The sequence below is a fragment of the Dolichospermum sp. UHCC 0259 genome (assembly GCF_009711935.1).
Lineage (GTDB): Bacteria > Cyanobacteriota > Cyanobacteriia > Cyanobacteriales > Nostocaceae > Dolichospermum.
In genome coordinates, this window is record NZ_VIKX01000166.1 from 17,317 (window position 1) to 31,323 (window position 14,007).

Below are 14,007 nucleotides of genomic sequence, written 5' to 3' on the forward strand. Positions count from 1 at the left end.
AAAATTACCAATTACCAATTACCAATCACCAATTACCAATCACCAATCACCCATGAACATAGATTCTTTACTTCAACCCTTTCAGCATTTTGGTGTGAATTTGGGATTATCTCGGATTGTCAATTTATTGGCAAAGTTGGGAAATCCCCATCACCAAGTGCCAATTATTCACGTAGCTGGAACTAATGGTAAAGGTTCTGTTTGTGCTTATCTGTCTGCGGTACTTACTGAGGCTGGTTATAAAACCGGACGCTACACATCTCCCCATTTAATAGATTGGACAGAAAGAATCTGTATTAATGAACAGCCAATTGATAGTAATAATCTGTGTGAATTAATACTACAAGTTCAAGCAGCTATTAATCTAGACGAAGAATCACCCACTCAATTTGAAGTCATTACCGCTGCGGCTTGGTTGTATTTTGCCCAGCAACAAGTTGATATTGCCGTCATTGAAGTAGGATTAGGAGGGCGTTTAGATGCCACAAACGTTTGTAACAATCCTTTGGTGACAGTCATTACTTCTATAAGTCGAGAACATTGGCAACAACTTGGACCAACTGTAGCCCATATTGCCAGAGAAAAAGCCGGAATTATCAAACCAGGATGTCCGGTGGTAGTGGGTTCGTTACCAGAAGATGCTCAAAAAGTCGTGCAACACCGTATCATAGAATTACAATGCCCAATTTTTACCCCACAACCATCTCATCAAATTAATCCAAACTGGGCAGAATATCAAAAAATAACAAGTCCAGAAACAATCAAATATCCCTTACCATTACAGGGACAAATTCAATTACATAATTCCGCATTAGCTTTAGCTGCTTTAGAAATTTTGCAAAAACAAAATTGGCAAATTTCCGAGGAAGCAATTATTCAAGGCATGGGTAAAACCAAGTGGCCAGGGAGAATGCAATGGACAACGTGGAAAAGTCAAAAACTCCTCATTGACGGCGCACACAACCCAGCCTCAGCCACAGTTTTACGTGATTATGTAGATAGTTTCAACACCAAAAATATAACTTGGGTAATGGGAATGCTGGCTACTAAAGATCATGGTGATATTTTTCAGGAACTTCTCAAACCAGGAGATAAATTATATTTAGTGCCAGTACCCGATAGCAATTCAGCAGATTTGGTAGAATTAACTAAATTAGCAACATCAATTTGTCCAGATTTACATTTTTGTAATTCTTATGCAGATGTATATTCTGCTTTAGATTCTGCTTTTAGTGGTACAGATAATCAAGTTGTATTATGTGGTTCTTTGTATTTAATTGGTTATTTTTTGTCAGGAATTAGAGACTAATCCTATTTCATCTAAAAATTGGATTTTTCGGGTATTAGGATATTGATTGAGTTGATTCCTGAAGTTTTATTCTTGATTTTGATTAAACCAAGCCTCTAAATCATCGGTGTTGGTAAAATCTAATAATTCCACTCCCAAAATTTCTAACTTATCCAGTGGTAATTTTTGAATCCTTTCAATTAAAGAAACTGGAATTTCGCCAATACGTCGGTTTAATTGACGGATAATTAACAATATTTCTCCTTCAATTTTTCCTTCCTGAACCGCCAACTCTCTATCTTGTTGATACAGTGGTGCTAGTCTCATAATTATCTCCTTGTCTTCTGGTTCTTGATTGACTCCCAGATGTTTTTGCAGGTTGTACAATAATTCTAACGTGATTCTTCTAAAAGGGTGACTGGGCGCTAACTCCGCTAATTCCTCAATAGCCTGTTTTTGAACAGTTCCCCTTCCTAACATTCTAATCCAAAGAGTTTCATTTGTCCGGGGTAGTTGATGAATCACAACTATGGCTGTCCGCAATGCTGAACCTAAATAGTATATACCCGGTAAAGAATCGGTTTCTAAGGTAGTATTAAAACCAGATAAAATCTCTGGCGAGGCTGTGGGTGTCAGTATCCATAATTTCGGAGTTTCTGTTTCTTGCAGATTTGTTTTATTGCGTTTTGCTTCTCTTTTTAAGACTCCTCTTACTTCTAATAACTTTAACAAACAATCACAAATTTCATCGGCTGAGGCAGGATTGCGAAATGGTTCAAAAATCGCAGGATTAGATGCAAATTTACCTAATAGACCTAAAAGCTGTAAACTAGGATTTGCTTGGGGATAGGGAGAAAAGTAAACATCAATTTCTCGGACTTCTCCTGGGACGCGACTAGGTGCTTGAACTTCTCCATAATTTTTGAGTAGTTCTTCTAAATAGTCTTTGGCGAATTGATCATGAATAAATCTTGTTATATAAATTTGTATTTAATTGGTTATTTTTTGTCAGAAATTAGATATTGAGAGACTTGAAAACCGATTTCGCGGTAATCGTCTAAATGTGGTAAATCCGTGATTTCAATTGTTTGATTGTTTTTATCCCAAATAGCTAATAAAGGTGTTGGTTGGGGGAAAAAAACTATTCCTTCTACTTCCTTAGAAATGCAAGCTACTTGTTTCCCAGCTATTTGTAATCGTAATACATAGGAATCGCAAATCAACTGCTTAACCAAACTCAACCGCGCCCCTTCCCATACCATTATCCCCAAAGCAACCAACAAACCCCACCACTCAAACTTGGACAAACCATTCATTACCTCAAAAAACGGCGACATATCTAGCAAAATCATCCCTTCTTCGCGCCATGCGACAAACAAGCGCACTAAAAAATCACCAAATTTAGCAGCAAAGCCACCTAAAATAATTGCAAATAGAAGAAAGCCAGCCCTGTCAAATATTTTACCAAGCAATTTCCAATTATCCTCGATTTTCCAACCTGTAATTATCTGCCAACCCTTAGCTTGAGGACGACAGATTAGAGATGATGAAAGGTGGCTACGGGGTTGATTAGCGAGTAGAGGTTCACTTTTGGCAAAAGTAAAGGGAACTTGTAATTCTTGGGCAAGAGAACGAACTTTAGCGATCGCTGTTCCTAGATTTGACTCCGTAGAAATCGGTAAAAAGCTCATATCCACAAGTTGTAAATCTATCTGCCAGACTACGGCTATCGGTTGTCCAGATAGCCCTATATAAACCTGACTGCGGCGAATTTCGATTCTTTCCACTTCATGGATTTTAAAGCGTCGGCGAACTGCTTGCAGCAGCGCTTCGCTATCGCTTTTGCCAGTAGGATAAGTCAATTGCCATTGATAACTATTGGCCGTTTTTTCTAAAGTGGCGATCGCTCCTTTGCCGTTGTAATAAATATATCTCGTCAGCCATCGTTCACACTGGCATAGCACCGACTGGATTAAAATCAGCGGAATCAAAAAATCATCCGCAAAATAGGCTAAAAGACAAAAAACACAAAAAGCTACAAACGCGACGGCTTGAAATAAATTATTGTCCGGGGTTTTCCCGTGAATCAATTCTGCCCAAATCAAATCTTCTAAAGCCGATTTCAAGAAATTAACAGCCCGTTTAACAACGATAAATGGCGCAAACACAAGGGCAAAAGCGGGCATAGACTGTTGAGGAATTCGACTTTGAATTAAAATTGTCGTCTTCATGGAAATAATTGTACTTTCAAGAGTTAGGTTAGGAAATAACTCCGTAAGTATTCAGCCGTCAGCGAACAGCTATCAGCAAGAATTGAATTGGTCAGCATTCTGAATATTAATTACTGATGTCAGTCTCCCCACTTCAAAACCCCTAAAATCCGGCTTTAGCTGAATACTTACTTAACTCCCAATTCCCAATCACCAATTCCCAATTACCTATTGTCCCATTGCTGCGCCGCATCCTCCACAGCTTTATCTACGGTCTTTTGTCCTAACATTGCCGCCTGTAAATTCTCGTAAATTGATTTTTGCAAAACCTTAAAATCTTTAAGTTTCGGAGTCAATACCTCCGCTTGTTTTAATTGTGCCGCACTAATCACCCGCCCTTTTTCCGCAGATGTAGCATTAGCAGGAACTTCCTGGAAATAAGTATCAGATAAAGCCTTAACTGTAGAAGGTAGCACATTAGCAGCTTTAGCAAAGGCTAATTGGTTTTCATCATTCGTAACAAATAAAGCAAACTTAACAGCCTGATCAGGATATTTACTATCACGAGGAATAACTATATTCATCACAGCGACATTTTTCTTACCAGTATCACCCGTAATTTGGGGAGCAATTGCCGAAACTTGGGCAACCTTGGGGGCATTATTGGCAATAGTTTTCAGAAATTCAGGACCAGAAGCTAAAAAAGCCGTTTCTCCAGACTGGTATAAATCTATAGCATGACGATGCCCTTGAGTTAAAGACTCTTTTGGCAACAAACCTTTTTTATACAAATCTACCCAATATTGAAAAGCGGCTTTTCCTTGCGGGGTATTAAAACCAGCTTTACCTTCAGTATTAACAAGAGTTACACCCATTTGTACCAAAGATTCCAGCACCTCACCAGAGTCTTGGGGGACAAAGGTAGCGAAGAAAGCATACTTACCAGTTTTATCTTTAATTTGTTGCGCTACTTGCCCTAATTCTGCGTAAGTGGCAGGAGGTTTCTGAATACCCGCTTGTTTTAACAAATCGGTGTTATAAATAGTTAGTCGCGTGGTGAGATACCAAGGAATCCCAAAACTTTTACCATTGAGGCTACTTGCTTGCCAGATATTTGGTAAATAAGTAGAACGGACTTCAGTGGGAACTTTGGCATCTAAATCTAACCAAGCATTTTTACCTGCTAATTGGGATGCAAAGTCAGGATTAAGGTTAACAACATCTGGTGGCGTTTTTGCTGAGACTGCTGTTAGAATCTTGTTCTCCATTGCCGACCAAGGCACATCTACCCATTTAACTTTGATACTTGGGTTTTGTGATTCAAATGTCTTAATCAGACCTTGGAAATAGTCGGTAAATTGCGGTTGGAGTTGCATTGTCCAAAACTCAATGGTGGCAACCCCAGAAGCCGCAGGTTTTGGATTATTATTAACATTGCTTGTGCTACAACTAACAATCCAGCTAGTAAATAAGCCTAGTAATGCTAAACAAAACAGTTGTTTAAATTTTTGCAATCTAATCATCATCGTAGGTGGTAGTATTTTTAGAATTAATCTGGGTAAAAAGAGGATAGAGAATTGTGAAGACTATAGGATATATCAATTGTGGTAATAGGTAATGGGTAATGGTAATGGGTAATGGGTAATAGGTAATAGGTAATTTTCTTCCTTCTTCCTTCTTCCTTCTTCTTCTTTCTTCATCCTGACTCCTGACTCCTGACTCCTGACTCCTGACTCCTGACTCCTGACTCCTGACTCCTTATTTTTGTAATCTAGCGGGTAAAACAGTGGTTAAAGCCTTTACTAGTTTCTTTGGTAAATCCAATAAAGGTATTGGGATTGAACTAGCACCGGAACGGGTGAACGTAGTCCAACTACGTAAACAACGCCAAAACTTAAAAATTGAATCTTTGACATCCGTACCAGTACCAGAAGGTATATTTACTGATGGTCAAATTACAGATCCTGCGGGAATGTCCGAAATCATTCAGCAAGCGATCGCTCAAAGCAAAACTAAAGCTACCCGTGTAGCTACTTGTATCCCAGGAAGAGATGCGATCGTTCGCTTAATTCCCGTTCCCTCGGAATTAGATGACAAAGAATTGCGAGACATGGTACTTAACCATGAAGCCTCCTTATATTTGCCCTATGACCGGGAAGAAGCTGATGTTGATTATCAGAAACTTGGGTACTTTATAGACGAAGACGGCATCGAGAAAGTGCAGGTATTATTAGTTGCGACTCGTAAAGATGTCACACAGACCTATTTGAATACCTTTGAACAGGCAGGATTAACCGTTGATATCTTAGAAATTAACAGTTTTGCCCTCATTCGCACCATCCGTGATCAACTGCGGCTATTTGGCCCAGAAGAAGCAGCCGTATTAGTTGATATTGAATTTGATAGCACAGAAATTGCCATCATCATCAATGGTGTGCCACAATTTTCTCGAACAGTGCCAATAGGAACTTATCAACTACAAGCAGCACTATCAAAAGCCATGAACTTACCCACATCACGGGATATGGATATATTGGAGAGCATGACTATTCCCACAATCTCACCAGATGCAATCAATACCGGGGTAACAGGTAGTAATCCTGGTATGGCTTCTATGTTGAGAGTTTTGGGAGAATTAGCCGATGAACTGCGCCGTTCCATTGATTTTTACCTCAATCAAAGTGAAAATCTAGAAGTCGCACAGATTCTTTTAGCAGGGCCAGGAGGAGGATTACCACAAATTGACGAGTTTTTTACTCAAAGATTGAGTTTGCCCACTACCCAAATAGATCCAATTACTTCTTTGTCTTTGACGGTAGATGCTGAACAATATCCTTTAATTAAACGTCCCGGGTTGGGTATTATTCTGGGTTTAGGAATGCGAGGGGTGTAACAAAATGTACAGTTTAGATATTAACTTTCTTAAAGATCGTCCAGAATATCAAAAGCAATCTGCAACGAAAGTTCAGAAACAACCTATTCAACTAGGGAACTTAATCCCAGTCTATATAGGAGTGGGAGTAGGTTTAGTATTCCCAGCTTTAGTATTTATTGGTTTATCCATCCTGGAAGGGAAAACCACCGAAGTCAACCAAGAAATCGCCAAACTAGAGGAGGAAGGTAAGAGTTTAGATAGTAGAATAGCCAACATTAACAAAATTAAAGCAGAGACAGCCGGCATTTACGTCCAAACCAAAGCCTTAGTCACAGTGTTTGATCAGATACGCCCTTGGTCAGCAATGTTACAGGATTTGCGCGATCGCATTCCTAGCAAAGTGCAAATCGAAACCATCAATCAAATTGCCCCCTCTCCCCCTGGTAAAGATGCCGTAGCTGCCACCACCACCAACACTGCTGGATTCTTAGAAATTTCTGGCTTTGCTATTTCATACCCCTTAGTCAACGATTTTGCCCTCAGTTTAGGACAATCTAAATTCTTCAACAAAGAAGAAACCCGAATTATCACAGCAGAATTAATGGATGCACCAGCCATAACAGGGTTTTCGCCTCCAAAAGCTGATACATCTACATCTAATGTAAAAATTAAACCTATTCAAGTAGTTAAATACACTATTAAAACAGGTTTAAGTAGTGTGCCAGCATCAGATTTAATTCAAGAATTAGAGAAAAAAGGCACAGTCGGACTAGTAGATAGACTTCGTAATATCAAAAAAGTAGGAGTCATTGCCCAATGACATTCAGTGATGATTTAAATTTTGCCGATAAAGGTACAGAGATTCAAAGTTCTGGTCCTGTTGTTTTTGGTGTCACCTTAACACCAACTATTATTGGTGGCTTAGTCGGCTTCTTAGGTGTAGCAGGTGCGGGTTATATGCTATTTAATATAGCACTTCCCGCTTGGGATAACTATCAACAACTGCAAAGCAAACGAGATCAACTCCAAACAGAAGTCGAACAAAAGAAAGCCCAATCCCAACAAATCGGTAAAATAGAAGCCGATTTAGTCGAAGCCAAACAACAACAAAAACAAATCTTAGCTTTATTTGCAGATGAAAAAAGTTTAGATACCCTATTACTAGATACCAGTCGGTTAATAGATTCCAGTAATGGTAAAGCTTTTGGTAATAGCATTAGAGCTAAACTCAAAAGATTTGTCCCGATTTCTGAAAAACCTGTTCTCGTAGAAGATGGCAGTTTTGGGGTAGAAGTTAACAATAAACTCAAGCGCAGTATTATCAATGTAGACATTGAGGGAGATTTTGAACAAACCCAATCAATTATGCGAAACATTGAGCGATTACAGCCTTTATTGTTAGTCAAAAACTATCAGTCCAAATTATCTACACCAGAGATGTCAGATGATAAAGATAACCCTGTACAAATCGGTATCGGTAAACTAACAACAACTTTTGCTCTAGAAGCTTTAATGCCACTAACTCCCGAAGAAACAACCGATTTAGCTGCTAAAACAGCAGCAAAACCGAAAAAATAATCAAATTTGAGGCAAAAGGTAAAATCAAAAATTCTCCCTGTTCCCTGTTATACGTTACAATTTAGACTTTTATTTTATGTGAGGAATGAACTGTGAAACAGTTTCATAATAGTGTTTTCGTATCAAGTGCGGCAGCTTGTGTACTCTTAGCAGCCCAACCAGTCCTAGCACAATTAACACAAATTACTGATGTCAAACTCAATCCCATTGAGGGCGGAATCAGTGTCATTTTAAAAACTGCTGCTGGCGATCGCCCCCAAGTATTTACAACTAAAAAAGACAAATCCTTAGTTGCAGATGTAATTAATGCCCAACTGCGTCTACCCAAAGGTGATAACTTCCGTCAAGAAAACCCCGCACCGGGCATCAAGACTATTGAAGTTAAACAATTAGACACTAACAGCATTCGGGTGACAGTCACAGGTGTTGATGATGCCCCCAGCAATCAGCCCGTCATGCGAAAGGATAATAATATTACCCTTGGCTTTACCACCACCACAAACTCAACAACATCAACTGCTACCAACCCCACAGAAAAAGTATTAGCAGCCCCGGCTACTACCAACCCCACAGAAAAAGTATCAGCAGCACCAGCTACCACCAACCCCACAGAGAAAGTACCAGTAGCACCAGCTACCACATCTGAATATAAACCCGATGAACCCGGTAAACGTCCAGATATCCTAGTCCCTAACCCCCAAGTCACCATTGACGGTAAAATTGCCCAATCCGCAGGACCAAATCAACCTTATAACCAAGCACCTCCTTTCTTACCCAGAGCCGTCGCTCCACCAGTAGGAGATATTACTCAATCGAATATTGATACATCACCCACAGTGATTGATTTAGGTACTCAAGAACGAGTTCCCCGCTTGGTATTACGTGATGCACCAGTGAGAGAAGTTTTATCACTGTTAGCGCGGGCTGCCAATTTAAACGTAGTTTATATTGGTGGTGAAGCAGCAAAAGCACCAGGTGCAGATGCCGGTGCGGAAACTGCAACTAAGCCATCTCAGACTATTTCCCTAGATATAGAAAACGAACCTGTACAAGATGTCTTTAACTATGTACTGCGTTTAAGTGCTTTAGAAGCTAACCGCACTGGACGCACTATTTTTGTAGGGACTAAATTACCTAACTCCACCCGTGATACCGTCATGCGGAGTTTACGACTGAATCAGGTAACAGTGGGAGTGGCGTTAAACTTCTTGGTGGCTTTAGGTGCAGAAAGTGCCGTCAGCAGGGAACGATTAGTTACGAGTGTCAATGCTGTAACCGTTGGGAGTGGAGTAGCTCCCGTGAGTACCCAAACCCAAACTACCACAGAAACAAAAATTGAGACTCAACGGATTGAATATAAAGATTCCACACCTTTACTAAGAGGGTTACAAGCGTCAGGCGATGAGCGTACCAATTCTGTCACATTAATTGGTAGTCCGAAGATGGTAGAGATGGCAGTATCTCAATTAGTACAACTTGATGTCCGTCGTCGCCAGGTGGTAGTGAACGTCAAAATTATTGATGTTAACCTGTTAGGTATTCAAGACACTAACTCTAGTTTTTCCTTTGGTCTTGGTAATAGCTATTTTACCAGTGATGGTGGTGCAGCAACTTTCAACTTTGGTGGTTCTCGACCAGCTACAGCAAGTGAAGTTGCAAACAATGTTAGTGGTGGTCCACCTGTGATTGAAAATCCTTATGCTGGCGCTCAAACCTTCCTAGATTTGAATAACCCCGGTACTCCTATTCCAAACACCGGAATAGGCAATAGATTAATTGTAGACGGTGCGCGTGTCCTTTCAGAAGAGCGGACAGGAGGCAGTGTATCATTCTTGAACCGCAAAGCGGGGGTTTCAGGGAATCCATTTGAAGCCGGTTTCACCGAATCTACACGGGGAACACAAGATATAACTACGGTGACAAATACTCCTGCTGTTCCTGCTGTTCCTGCTGTTGTTGATGCACAAGGTAATATAATTGTTCCTGCCGTTGCCGAGGTTCCTGCCAAGACAGTAACTACGTTCACACCGGGAGTTCTAGGAACAGCAACATCTGCCCTTCCTTCTTTATACCAATTCCCTAAAAAGTTTCTGGCTAGTTTGACAGCACAAGTTACCAGTGGCAATGCCAAGATTTTGACTGACCCTACCCTAATTGTCCAAGAAGGACAGAACGCAACAGTTGCTTTAACTTCAGAAGTATATGGTGGTATTGAACAAATAATAGTTGGTGGTAATTTGACTAGAAAACCTATCATCAAGAACGCAGGGCTAACCCTGACAGTGAGAGTAGAAAGAATTGATGATAATGGTTTTGTTTCTTTGTCTGTTGCCCCTACAGTTTCTTCTCTAGCTGGGACTACAAGTAGTCCTGATGGTGATATTACTCTGTTAGCCGCAAGAAGCCTGGCCTCTGGTCAACTCCGCTTACGAGACGGTCAAACACTCATTCTTTCGGGTATAATTCAAGACTCAGACCGGACAACTGTTTCTAAACTGCCTATCTTGGGTGATATTCCCCTGCTTGGTTCGCTGTTTAGAAGGTCCAACAGAACCAATGAGCGTCGAGAGGTAATTGTCTTACTTACTCCTCAAGTTATGGATGACTCTGAGCGTTCTAGCTATGGTTATAATTACACACCAAGTCCCCAGGTACGGCAAATCCTGGAACGTCGTGGTTTGAAGGTTCAGCCTCGGTAATTAGTACATTTTTTGTAGGTTGGGTTAAGCGACAGCGAAACCCAACAAAAGCTAGAAAACCAAACTGTGTAAAAAAAAGTAAAATCGCTCAAAACTTCTTCACTCTTGCCTTGCCATAATGACAACTTTTAATGCTAATTTACTTAATCTCCTATGCAGAAAACTTTCCCAAGAGTCAAAACGGATGCAGAAATAGAAGCACTTTTAGCAGATGATTTATCAGATTATCTTTATTCTAGAAATTTTCAGCCAGTCACTTTTGAATTTAAGGCTAAAAAAGGAAATTTTAATTACTAATTAACTCCACAGCGTCTCGTCCATCACTATCTTGTAGATAAACTTTGACAATTTCCTCTTTTGCTGTGGGTAACTTTTTACCAACAAAATCTGGATGAATTGGTACTTCCCGATGGCCTCTATCTACTAATACAGCTAAACGAATTACTTCTGGTCTACCATATTCATTTACGGCATTTAAAGCGGCACGAATAGTTCTGCCTTTAAAAATGACATCATCTACAAGTACCACTGTTTTTCCGGTCAAATCAAAGGGAATATCGGTTTTTTCTGGAGTTCTCAAGCCGATTTTATCAAGATCATCACGATAAAATGTAATATCTAAAGAGCCTACGGAAACGCTGACATCTTCGAGAATTTCTATTTGACGAGCTAATGAATAAGCTAATGGTACTCCTCTAGTATGAATGCCTAGAAGTAACAATTGAGATAGATCTCGTGTTCTTTCTATAATCTGAGAAGCTATACGAGTTAATGTCCGACGCAGTTCTTCCGATGAGAGAATTTCAACTACTTTAGTAGACATAAGATGGGTAATTGGTAATTGGTAATTGGTAATTGGTAATTGGTAATTGGTAATTGGTAAAGGTAGGGGTTTAGCATTGCTAAACCCTTACTACAACTAACAATTAACGAATTAAAAATATTGCTAATCCTAACCATAGTAAAAACGCATATCGGGTTAATTGTAAAGCTTGATCAATAGAATCTGGTGTAATGGGATAAATAGCATCTCCTAAAAGTGGTTTTTCTTTAGCTACTCCACGATACCAATTTATGCCTCCCATTTGCACCCCTAAAACCGCAGCATAAGCGCATTCACTCCAACCAGAATTGGGACTGGGATCTTTGATGGCATCGCGGCGACAAATTCGCCAAACTTTTACAGGTTTCAAGGATAATAATGATAAAGTTATCACTGTTAAGCGACAAGGCAACCAAGTTAAACCATCTTCCCATCGCGCACTAAACCAACCAAGATAAGTATAAGGCGCTTCCTTATAACCGACCATTGAATCTAAGGTGCTACTGGCTTTATATGCTAAAGCTAAAGGGACAGAACCAATAACGGGGATGAATGCACCAATAATAGTATAAAAGAGAGGAGCCATTACGCCATCGGTGGCGTTTTCTGTGACTGTTTCTAAAACTGCTCTGAGAATTTCTGCTGCGGAAAGATTTGCTGTATCTCTACCGACGTAATTACTTAATACCTGTTGCGCTGATTCTAATTCTCCATTTGTTAAAGGTTGTAGAACTTCCATTGCTGCATTTCGTAAACTTTTGAAAGCAAAACAACTGGCTAGAAGAATACTTTCTACTGCTATTCCTAAAAATGGATGTACCCATTTGGCAGCTTGAACTATTATCCAACCCACCAAACCACTACCAATTATCACAATTATCCCTAAGAAAATGCCGGCGAGGCGTTGAGAAAGAGGATTTTGACAATATTGGAGGGCAAATTTACTCAAGCGAGAAATTACCCATCCCATGACTTGCACGGGATGAAGCCAACCCCAAGGATCTCCTATTAAGTAATCTAATAATGCAGCGAAAACCAAAACAGCAGATGTCATTTATTCTTCCTTCTTTCTTCTTTCTCCTGACTCCTGACTCCTTCTCCTGACTAAACTACAAAATTGGCTTCTTCTCCTTGAGATGCTTGCCAACTGCGGGCATCATAATAAAGGTCTGCCAGGGTAATATTGTACAAGGCTTCTTTTAGCTTTTGGTTGAGTCTGTTCCAGAGACTGGATGTTACCCAATCTGCTGTTTGAGTGGGTGTGGGATTATTTAAGGGTAAGTTAGTGATATTCTCACCAACTGCTTCTAAAATTTGGCCGATAGATATAAGTGCTGGTTTTTTGGCTAATTTGTATCCACCGTCGCTACCACGAATTGATGTGACTAATCCGGCTCGACGCATTTCTATGAGTAGTTTTTCTAGGTAAGGAGCGGGAATATCTTGACGTTTGGCGATCGCTCTGACAGATTCAGGTCCATATTTTGGACGTAAACTCAAATCTAGCAATGCTTTCACACTATAGTGTCCTCTTGTCGTTAGTTTCATATAGCAGTTATCATTAATTTTATTTTCCCAATCTCTCTCTCCTCACCCCTACCCGATTTGATAATTTTGCAAATTAAATAAGAATACTACATCAGACTCCCATTTGATGCTTGAAAAAATTTATCACATATATAAGGGCTATTTTCTCCTGTTGTCCGTTCTCTGCCTACATCAATAAATTCATATCTTCTTGAGGATTGCTATATCTATAGTAGCTATCAGCATGATCGTAATTATATTTCATATAATTTTTTAACAAAATTGATAATAGTGCAACAATTTTGTCTATGAGTGTAATATACTTGGCTAGGCTGATCCAAAAATTAAAGGATTATGTTCCTATTAGTTCAATGTCAGCTAAAATAAAATCCACTTGACAACTTCAAAAATTCATTTTCGACCTAAGTTGATGCCTAAACAGAAAAAAATTGAACCCCTCGTCGGCGAAGAACTGCTCAAAAAAGTTAAAGAGCTAGAAGCCATCAGCAAAGACGACAAAGCTAAACAGTGTGGCTACTATACCGTTACCAAAAATGGTATAGAGCGCGTCAATATGATGAAATTCTTGAATGCCCTAATTGATGCTGAGGGTATTCAGTTGGATAGTTCACCCAGCGCCAATGGACGTGGCGGTCGCAGTGCCAGCTATAGAATTAGTGTCCAACAAAATGGCAATTTATTAATCGGTGCAGCTTATACAAAACAGATGAATCTTCAGCCTGGGGATGAGTTTGTCATTACTTTAGGGAAAAAACATATTCGACTGCGGCAAGTAGATTTGGAATCCACAGAAGATGCCGAAGTAGAAGCTACAGCCTAATGGATATTCATTAGTTATTTGTAGGTTGTCAGTTGTCAGTGGTTGCATTTTAACCCTGACTGCTGAATAACTGACTGATTACCAAAATTTGGACAATAGGCAACAGGTAATATGTGATAAATCCTGACTACTTTGCCTTGCGAAAAACTTGTATGGCTAATGTCAC

The 14,007-nt window shown here is 39.8% G+C and carries 13 protein-coding genes; 7 read left to right on the top strand and 6 right to left on the bottom strand.

Annotated features, from left to right (window positions below):
• Window positions 1-52: 52 nt before the first annotated feature.
• On the top strand, window positions 53-1,309 hold the full coding sequence (locus FJR05_RS12885) for a folylpolyglutamate synthase/dihydrofolate synthase family protein (RefSeq protein ID WP_168644502.1): 1,257 nt from the start codon (window positions 53-55) through the stop codon (window positions 1,307-1,309).
• Between the two features lie 66 nt (window positions 1,310-1,375).
• On the opposite strand, the gene FJR05_RS12890 is transcribed toward FJR05_RS12885, so the two are convergent.
• From FJR05_RS12890 to FJR05_RS12900, 3 genes are all read right to left on the bottom strand, one after another.
• On the bottom strand, window positions 1,376-2,266 hold the full coding sequence (locus FJR05_RS12890; protein ID WP_168644503.1) for a DUF4351 domain-containing protein: 891 nt from the start codon (window positions 2,264-2,266) through the stop codon (window positions 1,376-1,378).
• A 20-nt stretch (window positions 2,267-2,286) separates the two neighbouring features.
• The gene (locus FJR05_RS12895) at window positions 2,287-3,519 is read right to left on the bottom strand and encodes a hypothetical protein (protein ID WP_168644481.1); all 1,233 of its coding nucleotides are present in this window, start codon (window positions 3,517-3,519) and stop codon (window positions 2,287-2,289) included.
• Between the two features lie 203 nt (window positions 3,520-3,722).
• Window positions 3,723-5,021 carry a sugar ABC transporter substrate-binding protein gene (locus FJR05_RS12900; protein ID WP_168644504.1) on the bottom strand — a complete coding sequence of 433 codons (1,299 nt, stop codon included), beginning with the start codon at window positions 5,019-5,021 and terminating at the stop codon, window positions 3,723-3,725.
• A gap of 263 nt (window positions 5,022-5,284) precedes the next feature.
• Here FJR05_RS12900 and pilM point away from each other — a divergent pair, with 263 nt between their 5' ends.
• From pilM to FJR05_RS12925, 5 genes are all read left to right on the top strand, one after another.
• On the top strand, window positions 5,285-6,391 hold the full coding sequence (gene pilM, locus FJR05_RS12905) for a type IV pilus biogenesis protein PilM (RefSeq protein WP_168644482.1): 1,107 nt from the start codon (window positions 5,285-5,287) through the stop codon (window positions 6,389-6,391).
• A gap of 4 nt (window positions 6,392-6,395) precedes the next feature.
• Window positions 6,396-7,193 carry a PilN domain-containing protein gene (locus tag FJR05_RS12910; protein ID WP_168644483.1) on the top strand — a complete coding sequence of 266 codons (798 nt, stop codon included), beginning with the start codon at window positions 6,396-6,398 and terminating at the stop codon, window positions 7,191-7,193.
• Entirely contained in the window at window positions 7,190-7,951 is a 762-nt protein-coding gene (locus FJR05_RS12915; protein WP_168644484.1) for a pilus assembly protein PilO, read from the top strand. The genes FJR05_RS12910 and FJR05_RS12915 overlap by 4 nt, the downstream gene beginning before the upstream one ends.
• Before the next feature lie 92 nt (window positions 7,952-8,043).
• A complete protein-coding gene (locus FJR05_RS12920) occupies window positions 8,044-10,650 on the top strand; it encodes a type IV pilus secretin family protein (RefSeq protein WP_168644485.1) in 2,607 nt (868 codons plus the stop codon).
• Window positions 10,651-10,803: 153 nt separating this feature from the next.
• Window positions 10,804-10,947 (top strand): CopG family antitoxin, encoded by a 144-nt coding sequence (locus FJR05_RS12925; protein ID WP_174783686.1) that lies wholly within the window; start codon window positions 10,804-10,806, stop codon window positions 10,945-10,947.
• Here the strand turns inward: FJR05_RS12925 and pyrR are convergent.
• From pyrR to FJR05_RS12940, 3 genes are all read right to left on the bottom strand, one after another.
• Window positions 10,937-11,473, bottom strand: a complete 537-nt coding sequence (gene pyrR, locus FJR05_RS12930) for a bifunctional pyr operon transcriptional regulator/uracil phosphoribosyltransferase PyrR (RefSeq protein ID WP_168644486.1) — start codon at window positions 11,471-11,473, stop codon at window positions 10,937-10,939. The two genes, FJR05_RS12925 and pyrR, sit on opposite strands and share 11 nt — an antisense overlap.
• 103 nt (window positions 11,474-11,576) lie before the next feature.
• Window positions 11,577-12,527, bottom strand: a complete 951-nt coding sequence (gene cbiB / locus FJR05_RS12935) for an adenosylcobinamide-phosphate synthase CbiB (protein ID WP_168644487.1) — start codon at window positions 12,525-12,527, stop codon at window positions 11,577-11,579.
• 50 nt (window positions 12,528-12,577) lie between these two features.
• Window positions 12,578-13,021 carry an RrF2 family transcriptional regulator gene (locus FJR05_RS12940; RefSeq protein WP_096666024.1) on the bottom strand — a complete coding sequence of 148 codons (444 nt, stop codon included), beginning with the start codon at window positions 13,019-13,021 and terminating at the stop codon, window positions 12,578-12,580.
• Window positions 13,022-13,430: 409 nt separating this feature from the next.
• Between FJR05_RS12940 and FJR05_RS12945 the strand changes: the two genes are divergently transcribed.
• A complete protein-coding gene (locus FJR05_RS12945; protein ID WP_096666021.1) occupies window positions 13,431-13,841 on the top strand; it encodes an AbrB family transcriptional regulator in 411 nt (136 codons plus the stop codon).
• Window positions 13,842-14,007: the final 166 nt, after the last annotated feature.

Excerpts from the sequence above, each read along its gene's own strand:
- FJR05_RS12885 (WP_168644502.1), top strand. The coding sequence starts at position 53 with ATGAACATAGATTCTTTACTTCAACCCTTTCAGCATTTTGGTGTGAAT.
- FJR05_RS12895 (WP_168644481.1), bottom strand. The coding sequence starts at position 3,519 with ATGAAGACGACAATTTTAATTCAAAGTCGAATTCCTCAACAGTCTATG.
- FJR05_RS12900 (WP_168644504.1), bottom strand. The coding sequence starts at position 5,021 with ATGATTAGATTGCAAAAATTTAAACAACTGTTTTGTTTAGCATTACTA.
- FJR05_RS12910 (WP_168644483.1), top strand. The coding sequence starts at position 6,396 with ATGTACAGTTTAGATATTAACTTTCTTAAAGATCGTCCAGAATATCAA.
- FJR05_RS12915 (WP_168644484.1), top strand. The coding sequence starts at position 7,190 with ATGACATTCAGTGATGATTTAAATTTTGCCGATAAAGGTACAGAGATT.
- FJR05_RS12925 (WP_174783686.1), top strand. The coding sequence starts at position 10,804 with ATGCAGAAAACTTTCCCAAGAGTCAAAACGGATGCAGAAATAGAAGCA.
- pyrR (WP_168644486.1), bottom strand. The coding sequence starts at position 11,473 with ATGTCTACTAAAGTAGTTGAAATTCTCTCATCGGAAGAACTGCGTCGG.
- cbiB (WP_168644487.1), bottom strand. The coding sequence starts at position 12,527 with ATGACATCTGCTGTTTTGGTTTTCGCTGCATTATTAGATTACTTAATA.
- FJR05_RS12940 (WP_096666024.1), bottom strand. The coding sequence starts at position 13,021 with ATGAAACTAACGACAAGAGGACACTATAGTGTGAAAGCATTGCTAGAT.
- FJR05_RS12945 (WP_096666021.1), top strand. The coding sequence starts at position 13,431 with ATGCCTAAACAGAAAAAAATTGAACCCCTCGTCGGCGAAGAACTGCTC.